This is a genomic window from Paenibacillus melissococcoides, assembly GCA_944800085.1.
Classification (GTDB): domain Bacteria; phylum Bacillota; class Bacilli; order Paenibacillales; family Paenibacillaceae; genus Paenibacillus_B; species Paenibacillus_B melissococcoides.
The window spans coordinates 225,913-242,440 of record CALYLO010000001.1 but is presented as its reverse complement, the minus strand read 5'-3'; the positions used below and the strand labels follow the sequence as shown (position 1 = coordinate 242,440).

Genomic DNA, 16,528 nt, shown 5'->3' with positions numbered 1-16,528 from the left:
GCAATGGCCGTGCTCTCTTGAGGAGAACACGGCCGATGCCGATGATACACATATCCTTTTTGCATTATACGGTGAATTTCGTCAAGGCTTCCCGCAGATTGCCCGACAAGCGATTGAGCTCTTCGGACGAGAGGGCCAATTCTTCCATAATCGCATTCTGCTCCTCGGTCGCGGCCGCGATCGACTGCACATTGGCCGACGATTCCTCGGAAATTTGGATAATGCCCTGAACCCGCTCCAAAATTTCTTTCGCGTTCAGATTGACCTCCTGCACGATCGCATCGACCATTTCCACATTGCTTGACACTTCCTGAATCGTCTTGACAATCGCACCGAACACTTGCCCGGTCTGGTTTACGCTCTCCATGCCCGACTCGACCAGCTTCGTGCTCTTGCTCATCGACTCGACGGCCTGGAGCGTATCGGCCTGAACAAGAGAAATGATTTCCTGGATTTCCAGCGCAGCCTGATTTGATTGATCGGCCAGCTTGCGCACCTCATTGGCGACCACCGCGAAGCCAAGACCGTGCTCTCCTGCCCGGGCCGCTTCAATCGCCGCGTTCAGGGCAAGCAAGTTCGTCTGTCCCGCAATCTCGGTAATAATCTGGATAATCTCGCCGACCTTGCCGGAACGATGCTCCAATTCGGTGATGACGACGGAGCTGGAGCCGACGTTTTCAGCCAGCTCGTTCATCTGGCTCACCGTGTCCTTGACCATGACGCTGCCGCTCGATACCAGCTCGCTGGCGCTCGCGAAATCGCTCGTCATCGACTTGACGACCTGCTCGACTTCGCCGATGGCCATCGTAATGTCCTCCATCGTGCCGCCGATATTGCGCAGCATGCGCGCTTCCTCGTCGACGCCCTGCGAGATATCCTGCAAGGAGAGGGTCACCTGCTCGGAGGCTTTGCTCGTCTCCTGCGCGCTGTGGACGAAGTCTCCCGAGGTGACGGTAACCTTGTCGCTTGTCGCGACGACCTGTTCGACGAGATTCCGCAGATTCGAGGTCATGTTGTCTACCCCGCGGGCGACCATTCCCCATATATCCTGCCGGTTCACATCCATGGAGAGGCGCTGCGTCAAATCGCCGCTTCCAATCCGGTCCAGCGTCTCGGCCACTTCATGGATCGGCTTCACCATGAACCGATTTACAAGCAGCCATATCGTTCCGCAAATCACCAGGATGGAGGCGATCGCGACCGCAAGCAGCATCAACTGATAGTATCCGATCCCGTCGCTGAAATCGAGCAGGCTGGACACGATGATGACGCGGTACTTCCCGGCTTGGCCGGATACGCCATATTCCAGTTGATTATCCAGAAACATGCTTCCCTGTGGCGATTCCAGCAGCGGCTTCAACTGCGGATAATCGGCCAGCTTCGTCTTCTCTGCGGCGCCTGCGACCGCCGCAATCTCGTTGCCGTCGACAATGAGCGCGAAGCTGTGTTCCCGGAGAGCGATGCTTTCAAGCATTTCATCCGGGTTCAAGTCGCCGCCGCGTTCGATCAAGCTGATGACATGGGAGACGTCTTGCTCCGTATCTTTAATCATCAGGTCCGTTATCGTTTCTTTCAAAAAATTGACATTGACCATGCTTGTAGCTGCAATGATAAGCAAAGTCAAGAGCGTCATGGGAACGAGGATTCGCGCCAACAGCGACTTATGCCACCAGTTGCCCATGAATTTCAGCCGTTTGGCCACGGATGTGATTTGAGCGTTCATTGTCCTCTCACCTTCGGGTTGTATTCGTTGCACACAAGTCATGCAAGACTTGATTCGTTACAGGCCGCTATGTGGAAAAAGACTCCCCGCATCGCGGGCAAGTCTTTTTCGCATCAGTAGTCCGCACTCTTATTTAAAGCTGTCGAGATATTTGTCCGCTTCTTCGTAGCTCTGGAATACGCCGTTGTCGCCGCCGAGCTCCTTGATCAACCGGGACAGCTGCAGCTTGGTGAGCGCCGAGCTGACGATCATGGCCGAACCGAGAATTTTCTTCTTGGCCATATATTCGCGCAGGCCAGCCAAATATTCATTTACGTCGGCCGGAGCCGGTTGAGCGTCCGCCATGTCGATGCAGAACGTATATCCTTCGTTCGCCTTGTCAACATATTGGCGAGTCGTTTTGTCATACTCCTTCGCCTCGTCCATGCCCATCATGCCTTCAAGCTTGATATAAATGCGGTTCTTTGCTGCGTCGTATTTTACGTTAAACATAGTTCTAAGTCCTCCTCAAATGTAGTTGTCGTTAATCGTAAATGCCCTTCCAGGATGCGCCCGGCATTCCTGCTGTCAATCTGCCTCTCGATGTTGTGCTCTCTTATCCCCTCCCAGACGTGGTCTACCCCTGCCTCTGCAGCGCGGGGTTCCAGCGTATCGCAAAGCGGGGCAGACCATATCACTCCATATTCGCTCGTCCCCGTCCGCATCATCCGTATTGGTCCGGATCCGTATCGGTCCGTATCAGTTGGTACCGATTCGTATCAGTCTGTATAGATACGTATCAGTCCGTAGCTGTCTGTATCAGTCGGTATAGATACGTATCAGTCCGTAGCAGTCAGCACGGTTCGTAACCGTCCGCCTTTGCCCGTATGAGACTGAACTAGGCGGAACAGGTAACCGGCTATTCCCGGCTTGATGCTTGCGGCAGGAAGCCCACCGCCCCGGCATGCTCAAGCAGCCGCCGGAATTCCGCCTCGGCCGGCTTCGTCCATGCGAAGCCCAAGCGCGCGAGCAACGCCGCCGTCCGTTCCGCCGTATGCACGAAGACGGTCCCGTTCGATGCTTCATCCATCCAGCCGTTGTGCAGCAGCACGCTCTCGACCGCCTCCCGGTTCTCTTCCCGCTCGAAGCGGGCGTACAGCTCCTCGAAGAACGGACCGGCAGCCAGCGGCTTCACCGTGATGCCAGGGTGGGCGGCCAGCAGCTCGGACAAGCTGATCAAATGCGGGTTGTACACGTGGTACGTGCCGTTGTACAGCGCCGGTTTGTCAAACAGCGTGACGATGGCCGCGCTCACCTGATTGACGAAGGACAGATCGGTATCCGGCTCCGATGCCAGCACCGCCCCTAAGCCAAGATAAGATTTGATCGTATTGTAAAAAGCGTTGTCCGCGATATTTTCCTGGAAATGGCCCGTGTCCGAATGGCAGACGATATTGCCGACCCGATAGATGCTCGCCTGGAGGCCGCGGGCGCGGGCTTCCTGAATGCGCAGCTCCGCTTCGAACTTCGTCTTCACGTAGACGTTATGATGCTGCTGGCCGAGATCGCCGTCATCTTCCGTGAACAGCACCTCGGCGAGGCCTTCGATAGTGCCCATGCCGACCGACATCGTCGATACGTGGTGGAACGCCTTCGGCGTCCGTTCCAGCGCCAATTCAATCAACCGTTCCGTCGCCGTCACATTGCTCTGCACGAAGTCGTCATAATGGCCGTAGTGCTTCACGTTCGCCGCCGCGTGAACGATGCAGTCGGCCTCGCTGGCGAGCCGCTCGTAGTCCTCGGTCTCGAGGCCGAATCGTTCCCCCGACAGCTCGCCGTTCACGAGATGGATGCGCGCGGCATGCGCCGGGAACCACTCTGGGCCGAAATAGTAGGCCAGCTTGTCCGCCAAGCGCCCGCGCGCCTCGTCCGGCGTCCGTCCCCTTACAATGACGCTGACCTCGCTGCCCGTGCGCGAGATGATCTCGTGCAGCAGATAAGCGCCCAGATAGCCGGTCGCTCCCGTCAGCAGCACGTGGCGGTACTCGGTCCGGCGCTCCGCCGCCGGAGGAATCCGGCCTTCGATGCCGCTCCGGTAGAGGCGGCGCGCTTCCGCTACGGCCGGCGCTTCCCCGTCCGGGGCCGCGGCGTACCGTTCGCGTATCCGCGCCAGCTTCTCCTGCAGATGGTTCGGCCGGTATTCAATGTGGCGGGCGAGCTGCCGAATCGTCGGATACGCGAAGATGTCGGCGACATCGACGATGAATTCCTGCTTCAGCCGGGCGACCAGCGTGATCGCCTTCAAGGAATGGCCGCCGATATCGAAGAAATTGTCTTCGACGCCGACCGCCGTCAGCCCGAGCACCTCCTGCCACGCGTCGGCCAGCTTCTGCTCGATCTCGTTCTCCGGCGCAACCATGCTCCCGGACGCTCCTTCGAGCTTCTCCGGCTCCGGCAGCTTCGAACGGTCGATCTTGCCGTTCGTCGTCAGCGGCATCCGCTCCAGGAAGGCGTAATAGGCCGGCGCCATATAATCCGGCAGGCTGGTCAGCACATAGGCGCGGACATCGGCCGCCGTCAGACCGCCTTCCGCCACGATATGGGCGCAGAGCGCCTTCTGCCCCGGCGCTTCCTCGCGAACCGACACGAGCACGTCCTTCACCTGCGGATGGCTCCGGATCTGCGCCTCAATCTCGCCCAGCTCCATGCGGAAGCCGCGAATTTTGACCTGATGGTCCTTGCGCCCGAGGAATTCGATATTGCCATCCGGCAGCCAGCGCACCAGATCGCCGGTCTTGTAGATCCGTTCCCCCGGCCGGAACGGGCTGTCGATGAACTTCTCGGCCGTCAAGTCGCTCCGGTTCAAGTAGCCGCGGGCGACGCCGTCGCCGCCGGCCCACAGCTCGCCCGGAACGCCGATCGGCTGCAGCTTGCCGAACGCATTGACGACATAAGCCGTCGAATTGGCAATCGGCTTCCCGATCGGGATCGAGCCCGGACGCTCGTCGGCAATCTCGTAGCAGGCCGTGAACGTCGTGTTCTCCGTCGGCCCGTACCCGTTGATGATCGTGATCGGCGCGCTCGCTTCGCGCACCCGGTAAATATGCTTCGGCGACAGCACATCGCCGCCGACGAGCAGCGTGCGCACCGGACGGAACATCTCCGGATTCTTCTCCGCGAGCTGGGTGAACAGCGGCGAGGTCAGCCACATCATCGTTACCCCGTGGCGTTCAATCGCTTCGGCCAGGGCGGTCTCATCCAGAATCGTCATCTTGTCGACGAGCACCAGGCGCAGGCCGTTCAGCAGCGCTCCCCAGATCTCGAACGTCGAAGCGTCGAACACCAGCGAGCCCGTCTGGAGAATGCAGTCGTCCTCCCGGAAGCAGACGAAGTTCGTATTCTGCACGAGCCGGATGACGTTACGGTGGGTCACCATAACCCCTTTCGGCTTGCCCGTCGATCCCGACGTGTACATCAGATAGGCGAGATCCTCCGCCTCATTCACGCGGTCTGCATCGAGCGACCGCTCTTCTTCGCCGCTTGATCCGTGCGCGGCCGCTTCGAATCCGACACGGGCGATATGCGGCGGCAGTTGCCCCGCCAGCGAGCCGCTCGCAAGCACGAGCTTCGCGCCGCTGTCCTCCAGCAAGTAATCGACGCGATCCGCCGGATAATCCGGATCGATCGGCACATACGCGCCGCCCGCTTTCATAATGGCCAGGACGCCGACGATCATTTCCGCCGTCCGCTCGGTCAAGAGGCCGACCGCCTGCTCCCGGCGGACGCCGCGGCGCCGCAGTTCATGGGCCAGCCGGTTCGCTTCCGCATTCAGCTCGGCATAGGTAAGCGAGCGCTGCGGATCGGTGACCGCCGTACGTTCCGGCGTGCGCCGCACCTGCTCCTCGAACAGGCCGTGAATCGTCGCCTCGCGCGGATAGCCGGCTTCCGTCCGGTTGAACTCGGCGACGATCTGTTCCCGTTCCCGTGCCGTAATCATGTCCAATTCGCCGATGAGGGCTTCCGGCTTCCGCACCGCCTCCTGCACGAGCTGCAGGAAGTGCCCCGCCAGCCGCTCGATCGTATCCCGGCGGAAGAGCGCTGTATTGTACTCGAAGTTCAGCAAGACCGCATCTTCCCGCTCCACGGCCTCCAGCGTCACGTCGAATTTCGAGGTGCCGTTATGATAAGGAATGGCCTCGCAGGCCGCGCCGCCGAGTTCGATCGTCGTATCGCCCATGTTCTGCATGACGAAGACCGTGTCGAACAGCGGGTTGCGGCTCATATCCCGCGGGTAGGACAGCCGGTCGACCAGCTTGTCCAGCGGATAGGTCTGGTATTCATACGCCGCCAGCAAGCTCTCCTTCAGCTCGGCCAGATAGTCCGCGAAGGATTTGCCCCCTTCCGGATAGCTGCGAATCGGCAGCGTGTTGACGAACATGCCCATCATCCGCTCCAGATCGGGATGCGTCCGCGCCGCGACGGCACAGCCGACGATAATATCCTCCTTGTCCGCATAAGCGGCCAGCAACAGCTTGTACACGGCGAGCAGCGCCATGTAGAGCGTCGTCCCCCGTTCCGAAGCCAGCTTCTTCAGCGCGGCGGCATCGGCGGCCGGCAGCGCCGCGCGAACGATATCCCCCGCGAAGGTCTGCATCGGCGGCCGCGGGAAGTCGGTCGGCAGCTCCAGGACCGGGAGCTCGCCTTCCAGCATCTGCAGCCAATATGCCTCTTCCGCTTCCTGCTCCCGCATTTCCCGCTCCGCCTGCCATTCGGCGTAATCTTTGTAATGCAGCGTCTGCGCCGGAAGCGCCCGGCCCGCATACAGGGCGGCCAGTTCCTCGGCCAGCAGGCTCAGCGACGTGCCATCGAAGACGATATGGTGAACGTCGAGCAGCAGCGCCGCCTCGCCTTCCGACAACCGAATCCAGGCCGCCCGCAGCAGCGGCGCCTCCTCCATCCGGAACGGGCGCAGGAACGAGGCGGCCGTCTCCTCTGCCATGCGGCCATCGGCCTCCAGCCGCTGCATGGCGAAGCTTACGGCCGGATGCACCCGCTGTACGACTTCGCCGTCCTCCCAATGGAAGGACGTGCGCAAGGCCTCATGGCGCTCCACCAGCCTCCGCAGGGCCTGCTCCAGCCGTTCCGGGTCGCAGTCTCCCGGCAGGCGGTACAGGAGCGGCACATGGTACGCCATGCCGATATCCGTCCGCTGCTGCAGGGCGTACATCCGCTGCTGGGCCGGGGCGAGCCGGTAATGCGGCTTGTCCGGCGCAGGCTCGATCGCTTCGAAGCCGCCCTGCTCCAGCTGGGCGATCAGCGAGGCGAGCGAGCCGATATACGGCATCTCGAACAGCAGCTTGAAGGAGATGTTCACCTGGAACGTCTCATAGATTCGCGCCTGCAATTGAGCGACCTTGAGCGAGTGTCCGCCCAGCTCGAAGAAATGATCGTCGATCCCGATCGGCTCGATGCCAAGCAGCTCCTCCCAGATCGCCGCCAGCTTGCGCTCCGTCTCGTTCGTCGGGGCCGCATAGTGGACCGCCGCCCGCTCTTGTCTCTCCGGCCGCGGCAGCTTGGCCCGGTCAATTTTGCCGTTGATCGTCAACGGCATCCGCTCCAGGAACATGAAATAGCCGGGAACCATATATTCCGGCAGCAGCTTGGACAGATACGCTCTCAGTCCGGCCGCGTCCAGACCGCCTTCCGCGACGACGTAGGCGCACAACGCCTTCTGTCCCGGCGCTTCCTCGAAGTCGGTGACCAGTGTCTCTTTCACCTGGCTATGGCTGTGAATGCGGGCTTCAATCTCGCCGAGCTCCATGCGGTAGCCGCGAATTTTGACCTGATGGTCCTTGCGGCCGACGAACTCCAATTGCCCGTCCTCGCATAAGCGAACCAGATCCCCGGTTTTGTAGATTCGTTCCCCCGGCACGAACGGGCTGTCGATGAACATTTTTTCCGTCAGATCGTCACGGTTCAAATAACCGCGGGCGACGCCGTCTCCGCCGACCCACAGCTCCCCGGTCGCCCCGGCCGGCTGCAGCTTGCCGTGCGCATTGACGACATATATCGTGGAGTTCCCGATCGGCGTGCCGATGGGAATCGGGCCTTCCCGCTCCTCCTTCAGCTCATAGCAAGTCGAGAAGGTCGTATTTTCCGTCGGGCCGTAGATGTTCGACAGCCGAATCGGCGCGCACTCCTGCGCCGCCCGATAGAAATGCTTCGGCGACATCAGCTCGCCGCCGACGAATAACTGGCGCACCGGCTTGAAGATGGCCGGATTGCGGTCAACCAACTGCAGGAACAACGCCGTCGTCAGGAACATCGTGGTGATGCCGAAGCGGCGCAGCGCTTCATCCAATTGACGGCTGTCCAATATTGTCGTCTTATCGACCAGCACAAGGCCGATTCCATTCAAGAGCGAGCCCCAGATTTCAAAGGTGGACGCATCAAAGACGAGCGACCCGGTCTGCAAAATCCGATCTCCGGGCTGGAATTCCACGTAATTCGTATTTTTGACGAGACGGACCACGTTGCGATGGGTCACCATGACCCCCTTCGGTCTGCCGGTCGATCCCGACGTGTAGATAATGTAAATTAAATCCTCCGCGCCTCCGACCGGCTCCGGATTATGCTCCGGCTGATCGGCCCAAGCCGTCTCCTCCAACGGCACCTGCACCGCATCCGCCGGCAAGCGTCCGGACAGCCCGGCGCTCGTCAGCACGAGCCGGGCCCCGCTGTCTTCCAGCAAATATTGAATCCGATCCTGCGGATGATCCGGATCGATAGGGACGTACGCGCCCCCGGCCTTGGTGATCGCGAGAATCCCGATGACCATCTCCGCCGTCCGCTCGGCGAGTATGCCTACCGCCTGCTCGCGAGCGACCCCTTGCGTACGCAAATAATGAGCAAGCCGATTCGCGGCTTGGTTCAATTCCTTGTATGTAAATTGGCGGCCTTCCTCGATGATGGCCGGTTCGTCAGGAATGCGGGCCGCCTGCTCCTCGAACAGGGATGGCACCGTCCGGTGCTTCGGATAAGGATACTGTGTCCGGTTATGCCGCTCGATGTAACGCCGGATCTCCTCCTTCGTCAGGAGATCCCACTCTCCGATCGGCTTGTCCGGGGCTTGCGCCGCCTCGCTCAGCATCTGGTTCAACTGTTGGCCCATCTGTGTGGCGGCATCCAGGCTGAAGCGCTCCGGCCGATAATAAATCGTAAATAAATAGGGGGCGCGAAAAGCCTCTTCCCGGCCCAAAATCCGTGCATGCAGATCTCCGGCCGAAATATCGGCTCTCGTCTTGCCAGGCACCTCGGCATCCTGTAACCAGCAGCAGGTGGTGATGTCGCCGCCTGCGCCCGGCTCGCCCGGTTCCTGACCGCCGGACTGCAACTGTCCGCACAGCGCCTGCGCCGCGCTCCACAGCGTCTCCTCCGGACGAACCGATACCGGCACGCCGTCCCGGCTCTGGCTGGCCATCACATGAAGAACGACTTCCTCTGCGTTATGGTAGCGCGCCACCAGACCGCTCCATGCCACGCCCACTGCAGCCTCCAATGTGACCGAACGGGTGCGTGTCAGCTGTTCCAGGCCATCCACGATGGCGGAAGGAATCTCGAATGTATGGGCGTCATAGCCCGTAAGCTGTTCGGTTGTAAATGGAATGGCAGACAAATTGATTCAGCTCCTTATCATTGACGAACAATAGGGTTGGAACCTATCCAATAATTGTTCCAATGTCCAATGCTCTATGGGCGCAATCTTGGAATCGACACCGCATGCCGTCACACAATACCCGGCATCCAGACTCTCAATCCGGGTAAAGACATATCCCCGCGCATGCCAGACGGACGGCAGCCGCCACGGGTGAACTCCGTCCGGCAGTATCTCCAGTTCATCCAGCGGACCGTATTGTCCGGTTCCGCGGGCTTTGAGATAGCTCTGCTTGGCCGTCCACAACCAATGAAGAAAGCGGGCCCGCGCATCCGCGTCCAGGCCGGCAGCGATCCGGTATTCCCGCGGCGTGCACAGAATGCGGCCCTCCTCAGGCTCCATTGGCCTGATCCGCTCGATATCAATGCCGACATCGCAGCGATCAATCGCCGTCACGATCCAGCAACCCGAATGCGATATATTGAAAAATATGGAGCTGCTTGAGGCCATGTACGGCTTGCCGAACCGGTTCCGGATGAATGCGACCTCGTCGTTCCTCCTCCCGGTCAGACGGCAGATCTGGCTTCGGACGAGAACTTCGGCAATAACCATGAGATGACGATCCGCACGCCGGCTCAGTCTCGCGTATCTTTCCTGCTGTTCGGCAGACAGGAACGGAACAAGACGGTGAACGAGGCGATCATCGGTATGGCGGTCCCAGCGGAGAGCAGCAATCTTCATAGGCTTCAACATCCTCTATACATAGAAAAAAGGCTACTTCCAGCAATAGCCTCATCACCATAAAGAACGTGAATGGTCTCCTATTCAACATGGCAACCCGGCCGCCATAGCTCCATGAAGGAGAGTTAGGCCCGAGGCTTTGCGTCCTTGCCTTTCGACAAGTTTGCCTTTATCAAGTTTTGTTGTATGTAAACGGTACGGTTGCTTCTCTCTCCGCGGCAGTAGCTCTCTCTGTATAGCGTCATGCTTCCATACCCATAATAGCGTCATGCTTCCATACCCATACTACGAATAAAAGTATAGATACGAGCGTGAGCCGATAATGCGAAAACTGTTGATTACGAACCGTCATGGATGGAATGTCTATTCCTTGAACCGCTTGACGTCCACCATCCAAGATCCGAAGCAGCGGATCAAGGTGGAGGCCGTCCGTCTAGTCATGTCCGGACACACTGCCAAGGATGTCGCGCAGCAGTTGGGCCTTCACCGCCAGACGGTATCGACCTATGTAAAAATCTTCAACGATGGCGGCATCGACCAACTGCTAACCAACGTTGCTTCTCCCGGGAAGCCGAGAATACTGACCCCTCAGCAGGAAGAAGAACTGATCGGCATCATCAGCAGCCGCATGCCTTCTAGCGGCTCATCGACGGGCTGGTCGATGCGTGACATCCAGGATTTGCTGGAGAAGCATTTCCAGGTGCATATGACGCGGACGGGCGTCCGGGATATGCTGCGCAGATTAGGTCTTAAGTACACATCATCCGGCTATGTGCCCTATCGTACCGAATAGGTCCTTCTCAGGCTCTATTCAGAATATCGGCAATTATATGTCGATTGATTAACGCCACCCCTTAATAATAAGGAGCAAAATTCGACATTGCAACTCAATATATGTCACTTTTTGAGGAAAAAGAGAAGAAAACGTAATAGGTAAATAGAATTATACACCCATTTGCAATAATGATAAATAAGTCTCATTCAGAAGATCAAGTATAGATAAGAGAGAGGAAATGATTCTGCGAAGACAGCGTGGCTGCGGGATGTTTTAGGGGTAACGTTACGGCGTTACGGTATAGTTCTGGGGGATTGCATAACCGTGGTTAGGGCTTCTAAATGTAAACTCCTCTATGAATCAGAATTAATTTAAAATTTTTATCAATCAAGTATATTCCCCCTGGCTTTAGTCGTAATAACCCAAGAAATGATTTCCGTTCATTGCTGTCTACATGCAGGGGGAACAATATTAACTTCAGTGTAACCATTTGTTTATCTTAATTGATGGTTAGCCTTCCCTGTTGCAAGCAGCCATGTTGAAATTAATTAGCAAGCGGCAGGTTTTCCAACTGCATGGAAGCTTCGATCGGCAGTGACCAAGGCTCCCAATCTTGTGTTCCCCATTTAAAATCTTTACCAAACCATATGTGTTTATATTTTCGTGGCTCGTCATGATAGTGATCAAAATACTTTAGTTTTTTTGAACCATTTTTCCAATTGTTTTCCCTTACTACTAAACCATTTGAAGAAACTTTTTTTGCCAAATTTAAAGCGTCTTGTTCAAAAGGTGTCCAAAGATCACCACCAGCTTTATAATACTTCTGAGCTTGATCCCAAGTTAGAGCCTCAGTAATTCTAATCTCACCCGCATTGTTGTAATCAATAGACGCAACAAAATAATTTCTCTTAGTCTTGCTATTATTTTTAATAACATCACTATACACTTTGGTGACTAGACCGGCTCCCTCATAGGTTAAAAGAGCTGCAACAACAGCAGCGGCTAGAAATCCTGCCAAATACTCCCCTAATGCAATTCCACCCGCTATTACCGGTACCACTGTTGGCTGCACTTCTTTTTTGAACTTACTGTTGCCAAATTGAAGCTTTAGTTGAGCATGATTTTTGTCAGCATATGCATTATCGGCAAAAGAAGATGCAGGAAATACTAGAATCATTACAGCAGCTAGCATTGTTGCGACTAGATTTAATAATTTTTGTTTTTTCATGATAACCTCCCATAATTACAAAATTCTAGAAAAGGCACCCTTCTAAAGGTATTATATGAATATATTTTGTAAAATTCAAGTTTTACATAATGATTTATCCAAAATTTCTTTTTTTTGACTTATTACTAGAAAGCCAGATGGAAATAAAAAACGAGAAACAACTATGTATGGAACATGTATTTCTTTTCGTTGGAGTACTAATATTCAGCAAGTGGCACCGTCCAGGGGTTAATATGAGGGGGAGTACGGGAACATAGTTCGTTGCTTTAGAACAATTGTTACTTATAAAGGTTTTAAGTGTGGGTTGCCCGGCAAAACAGCCGGGCCGTTGGAATAAGGCAATTGATTTAAAAATACAAAATGATCGGGGGATCCTCTTCCGGCTGCTTGACTATCTTGACGACCTCTTCCCCATATTTCTCATTAATCCAGTTCGGGAAATCCTCATTTCCGATACAAATTACATAATAAGAATTGATCACTTTGCCGTCTACTAGTTCTTCACGATACTCTTTAATCGGGTGATCGTCGCTTAAATTCATGCACCATCTGTCGAACTCGTTCTGCAATTTTTTGATCTGAAGGGCAACGTCATCCCTGCAATCCAGATACAGCGTCCCCGGCGTTCGCTCGTATCCGAAGCGTACCTCAACGATCATATTCTTCCTCCTTATCAAATATTGGATTTTATGGATAGAAACATATATCTGGTTATATCTTACATATCCCTCATGCTGGCTGCAACATGTATAAAAAGGCTAAATAGTGCAATATTGTTTAGCTTGTTTTCTTTGAGCGAGCTTGAAAAATGAAAGCCGTCTCGATGAAACGCCCTCATTGGGCGCTTCAATAAAAAAAGGGAAGCTTCGCCAATGGCGCGCTCCCCCGCTCTCAATCCTCGTCCCTGCACTAGTTATCGTTCATTCTCCGGTCGAACGTCTCCAGCATATCCTTCGCAATCCGGTGGACCAGCTTCACATCTTCTGCTTCCCGGCCCTTCAACAGCTTCACGTGCAGTTCAAGGGTGCCGGCGATGCCCAGACGCTCCGCATCTACGCTTGCCATGTCGAACGAGAAAAACTGTTCGATGCTGACATCCAGAGCACGAATGATCCGTTCCAGTGAATCAAGCGAAATATTTAAGCTGCCGCGTTCAGCGCCGCCAATATACGAAGCCTTCATTCCGCACTGCTCTCCAAGCTCTGCCTGAGTATAGCCTCTCTGTTTGCGAAGCTCGCGAATCCGTGCGCCTAAAAATATTTTCAAATCCGACATGCCCGTCACCTCACAAGTTAAGCTTATAAAAAACTTCCGGGAAGCAAAATACCCATATTCATGCTTTTATTGTTTTTAAAATTTATAAATGTTATTATGTTCTATATGAAGTTATTTATGTTTTTTGTGAGGTGATGAGGTGAATGTCAAAATCCACAACGTTCAAGATGTCGTACTATGCAACGAACGAAACGAGCATCTCTGGTACCAATTCAAAGGACTGTACATGCTCAACAAGGAACATATCGTCATTCTGCAGCGCGAAGAAAGTCTGTACGGATTTGTTATCGTGGACAGCGCCCCTTACAGTTACCTTCAGCCGCTGAGCCACGAACGTTCAAGGATGCTTCAGCATGACTACCCCGACATCTTTGCCGCCCTTCAGCCATCCGTGATGAATCCAGCCGTACTGCTTCGCCTGATCGCCTTTACGTATAACGAAGTCAAAACCAAAAGCAACTATAGCATCTGCATCTCTTTCGCCTCCGACGCTCATCCGCTGGACGCGTATGCCTTCTTCCTGCAGACAGGGGCTGATTATGTGCATTTCTTGACAGAACAGCAAGACCGCAAGTCATAGTTGCGGTCTTGCTGTTCTCCTATAGATAAGGGAGCACCGCCGGATTGCTGCTCAGCGGCTTCGCTGAAGCTGCCTGACGCCGGCCCATCGGTCCAGTCAGCCAGATGCCGAACGGCAGCCGATCCAGCAGCATCGTAATCCCAATCGACAACGCGGCGACGGCGGCCCACGTAATCAATGTCATTGCTGCATGCATGCCTGCAAGCGGGATCTCGCGGGTAAAGCGGGCAATCTGTCCGAGGACAAGCGCGTGCACCAGATAGCCGCCGAAGGAATACGTGCCGATTTTGTGCAAAATGCGGTAAGCTCTTCCCTTCCGCCGGCAGACATATAGCGCAAGAGCATACATCAGCGGCATTTGCGCGAGGATAAGCAGGAAGACCGACGGCTTGAGATAGGTGGAAATATTCAAGTTAATGGGCGCTACCCCGGCCTGCAGCAGCCGATATCCGGCATAGGTGTAGAAGATAATGAACAGGAGCAGGCTCCAGGGCACGCTTCGGCGCATCACATCGCGCCAGTGCTGCACATGCCATGCGCAGACAATGCCCAGCGCGATATAGAAGAAATAGAACGGCAGCAGCATCGTTCGATGCCCGAGCAGCGGCTGCAGCCAGGCTGGCGCATCCCAGGCCGGAGCCACGCTGTAGGACCAGTACATCAGGCCCGCATAGGCTGCGGCCAATGCCCACAACAGCAGGACAACGCGCCGCACGATCTGCCCCTGCCCGGCGGCATGGGAGCGAATCCTCCGCCCGATAGCGCGGGCACCCCGATCAAGCCACGGGAAGAGAAGATACAACTGGAAGATCATCAGCACGAACCAGAGCTGATAGCCGTAGGTCGGGATAATGAATTGTGCAGCCAGCAGCCTCCATCCTTCCGGCTCCAGCAGTTGCCCGCGCAGCGTATATATCCCGTAAATAACGGTCCAGATGGCGAACGGCGCCAGTATGGCTGCCGCCCGGCGCTTCAAAAAGTTCCCGTAAGGTACGTTGTAATCGTAATTATAGAACAGAATAACAGCCGACAAAAAAACAAACGTTAATGTTCCATACCGGGTAAAATGATAGATCATTCCAAGGAAAATCGCTTGTTCCGCCGGAATCTCCGGCCGGTAAATATACTCTCCAATACAGTGCTGGAGCACAATGGCGAAAAATGCGAACGCGCGCAAGATCGTGATTTCGTCAATCCGTTCCTTCCTCGGTCCGGCGTGAGAATGATCGATTGCCATGGCCAGTTCCTCTCCCCTCCGTCAACAAGGTGATGTGAACCCCCATTGTATCTCATTAACCTGAAAATAAGCTAAAAAAACACGGAATGTGTACAGAATGACAAAAAACTTTGTGCAGAGTTCCTCCCCCGCCGTTCCGCCCGATCGCAAGCAGGCCGCTCCGCGAACGGAGCAGCCTGTTCATTGAAAGGGGCGCGGCTACGCGAAATCCGGAACGCGAACGGCCCGGCACGACTCCCGCACCGTGAGCTTCGCGCGGAAGACCGGCAGCGGATAGGCTTCTTCCGGATTTTCCAACTGATGGATGAGCCGATTGGTCACGTAGGCGGCCATTTCGGTCCGCGGGATGGACATCGTTGTCAGCGGCGGACAAGTGTATCGCGAGATAATCAGGTCGTCGAAGCCAACGACGGACAGGCGGTCAGGAACCGCTACCTGATGCTGCCTCAGCACCTTCAGCAGCCCGTACGCCATCAGATCATTAGAGCAGAACACCGCAGCGGGGAGATTGTCTGCCTCCAGCCATTGAATCGCGGCGGCCGCCCCGGCCTGCTCGGTGAAGTCTCCGCACCATATGCGTGAATCCGGCACTTCCAGACCTTGACCGAGTGCCGCGTCGAGAAATCCGGCCAGCCGTTCGGACGAGCAGGGCTGTCCGGTCGGACCGGTAATAATAGCCACGTCACGATGGCCCAGCTCAAGCAAATAGCGGGTCGCCTCATAGGCGCTCCCCCGGTTGTCCAAATAGGGAGCCGGCAGCACGGTCGTGGACTGCGTGACGTTGTTCTGATTGATCACCCCGATCACGAACCCGGCCCGGCTGACTTGATCGACGATGCCCTGCACATCGGACCAGCTAATGAGGAGTCCCGCATCGATGCTCTTCTGCTCGTATAAGCGAAGCAGCGGGGTTACGTCCGACACGTCCAGTATGGTGACCAGCGTCTGATAGCCCCGTTCCGCGCACTGGCTGATAATGGCGCCTACGATCGCGCCGTAGAACAAATCATCCTCATAGATCCTGTTATGACTGGCGTCCTGGATAATGAACAGTCCGATCGTCCCCGAGTTCCGGGAGGCTTGTCTCCGGACAGCCTGAACCGGTTGTTCCTGATATTCTCCCCCGGCTCTGCGCACGTTGGCTGGCGCTTCCGGAGGCATGCTGACCAACGGAGGCATGGTGCTGCGCGCTCCTCCTGCCGACGGGGGCTTAGTGAATCTATCCATCGTATCTATCCCGTTCCTCTTATCATCATTTGTATCTCCTCAGTGTATCGGAGTCCATTACCAAGAGTCAATATTCCTCCTGCGGCAACCTGCAATAAATACTTGCTTT

The 16,528-nt window shown here is 55.9% G+C and carries 11 protein-coding genes and 1 riboswitch; of the genes, 2 read left to right on the top strand and 9 right to left on the bottom strand.

What is annotated here, in order from left to right:
- Positions 1–64: 64 nt before the first annotated feature.
- The 4 genes from OCY70_RS01095 to OCY70_RS01080 form a co-directional block, all read right to left on the bottom strand.
- On the bottom strand, positions 65–1,723 hold the full coding sequence (locus tag OCY70_RS01095; RefSeq protein WP_213428040.1) for a methyl-accepting chemotaxis protein: 1,659 nt from the start codon (positions 1,721–1,723) through the stop codon (positions 65–67).
- A gap of 129 nt (positions 1,724–1,852) precedes the next feature.
- On the bottom strand, positions 1,853–2,215 hold the full coding sequence (locus tag OCY70_RS01090) for a protein kinase (protein WP_213428041.1): 363 nt from the start codon (positions 2,213–2,215) through the stop codon (positions 1,853–1,855).
- A gap of 406 nt (positions 2,216–2,621) precedes the next feature.
- Complete coding sequence (locus OCY70_RS01085; protein WP_213428042.1) at positions 2,622–9,377, bottom strand: non-ribosomal peptide synthetase; 6,756 nt, start codon at positions 9,375–9,377, stop codon at positions 2,622–2,624.
- A gap of 6 nt (positions 9,378–9,383) precedes the next feature.
- On the bottom strand, positions 9,384–10,097 hold the full coding sequence (locus OCY70_RS01080) for a 4'-phosphopantetheinyl transferase family protein (protein WP_213428043.1): 714 nt from the start codon (positions 10,095–10,097) through the stop codon (positions 9,384–9,386).
- 88 nt (positions 10,098–10,185) lie between these two features.
- A riboswitch (cyclic di-GMP riboswitch) is annotated at positions 10,186–10,275 on the bottom strand.
- A 144-nt stretch (positions 10,276–10,419) separates the two neighbouring features.
- Between OCY70_RS01080 and OCY70_RS01075 the strand changes: the two genes are divergently transcribed.
- Positions 10,420–10,890, top strand: a complete 471-nt coding sequence (locus OCY70_RS01075; protein ID WP_213428044.1) for a helix-turn-helix domain-containing protein — start codon at positions 10,420–10,422, stop codon at positions 10,888–10,890.
- A 526-nt stretch (positions 10,891–11,416) separates the two neighbouring features.
- Here the strand turns inward: OCY70_RS01075 and OCY70_RS01070 are convergent.
- The 3 genes from OCY70_RS01070 to OCY70_RS01060 all read right to left on the bottom strand — a co-directional run bounded on the left by OCY70_RS01070 (position 11,417) and on the right by OCY70_RS01060 (position 13,375).
- Positions 11,417–12,100 (bottom strand): hypothetical protein, encoded by a 684-nt coding sequence (locus OCY70_RS01070; RefSeq protein ID WP_213428045.1) that lies wholly within the window; start codon positions 12,098–12,100, stop codon positions 11,417–11,419.
- 347 nt (positions 12,101–12,447) lie between these two features.
- A complete protein-coding gene (locus tag OCY70_RS01065) occupies positions 12,448–12,759 on the bottom strand; it encodes a hypothetical protein (protein WP_213428046.1) in 312 nt (103 codons plus the stop codon).
- Positions 12,760–13,009: 250 nt separating this feature from the next.
- A complete protein-coding gene (locus OCY70_RS01060; protein WP_197254762.1) occupies positions 13,010–13,375 on the bottom strand; it encodes a helix-turn-helix domain-containing protein in 366 nt (121 codons plus the stop codon).
- Positions 13,376–13,514: 139 nt separating this feature from the next.
- On the opposite strand from OCY70_RS01060, the gene OCY70_RS01055 reads away from it, so the two are divergent.
- Positions 13,515–13,955, top strand: coding sequence for an arylsulfatase regulator (locus OCY70_RS01055; RefSeq protein ID WP_213428047.1), 441 nt, complete (start codon positions 13,515–13,517; stop codon positions 13,953–13,955).
- Between the two features lie 19 nt (positions 13,956–13,974).
- On the opposite strand, the gene OCY70_RS01050 is transcribed toward OCY70_RS01055, so the two are convergent.
- Both OCY70_RS01050 and OCY70_RS01045 read right to left on the bottom strand, forming a co-directional pair.
- Positions 13,975–15,192 carry an acyltransferase gene (locus tag OCY70_RS01050; protein WP_261944506.1) on the bottom strand — a complete coding sequence of 406 codons (1,218 nt, stop codon included), beginning with the start codon at positions 15,190–15,192 and terminating at the stop codon, positions 13,975–13,977.
- A 198-nt stretch (positions 15,193–15,390) separates the two neighbouring features.
- A complete protein-coding gene (locus OCY70_RS01045; RefSeq protein ID WP_213428060.1) occupies positions 15,391–16,371 on the bottom strand; it encodes a LacI family DNA-binding transcriptional regulator in 981 nt (326 codons plus the stop codon).
- Between the last annotated feature and the right edge of the window lie 157 nt (positions 16,372–16,528).

Excerpts from the sequence above, each read along its gene's own strand:
- OCY70_RS01075 (WP_213428044.1), top strand. The coding sequence starts at position 10,420 with ATGCGAAAACTGTTGATTACGAACCGTCATGGATGGAATGTCTATTCC.
- OCY70_RS01060 (WP_197254762.1), bottom strand. The coding sequence starts at position 13,375 with ATGTCGGATTTGAAAATATTTTTAGGCGCACGGATTCGCGAGCTTCGC.
- OCY70_RS01090 (WP_213428041.1), bottom strand. The coding sequence starts at position 2,215 with ATGTTTAACGTAAAATACGACGCAGCAAAGAACCGCATTTATATCAAG.
- OCY70_RS01095 (WP_213428040.1), bottom strand. The coding sequence starts at position 1,723 with ATGAACGCTCAAATCACATCCGTGGCCAAACGGCTGAAATTCATGGGC.
- OCY70_RS01045 (WP_213428060.1), bottom strand. The coding sequence starts at position 16,371 with ATGCCTCCGTTGGTCAGCATGCCTCCGGAAGCGCCAGCCAACGTGCGC.
- OCY70_RS01050 (WP_261944506.1), bottom strand. The coding sequence starts at position 15,192 with ATGGCAATCGATCATTCTCACGCCGGACCGAGGAAGGAACGGATTGAC.
- OCY70_RS01070 (WP_213428045.1), bottom strand. The coding sequence starts at position 12,100 with ATGAAAAAACAAAAATTATTAAATCTAGTCGCAACAATGCTAGCTGCT.
- OCY70_RS01065 (WP_213428046.1), bottom strand. The coding sequence starts at position 12,759 with ATGATCGTTGAGGTACGCTTCGGATACGAGCGAACGCCGGGGACGCTG.
- OCY70_RS01080 (WP_213428043.1), bottom strand. The coding sequence starts at position 10,097 with ATGAAGATTGCTGCTCTCCGCTGGGACCGCCATACCGATGATCGCCTC.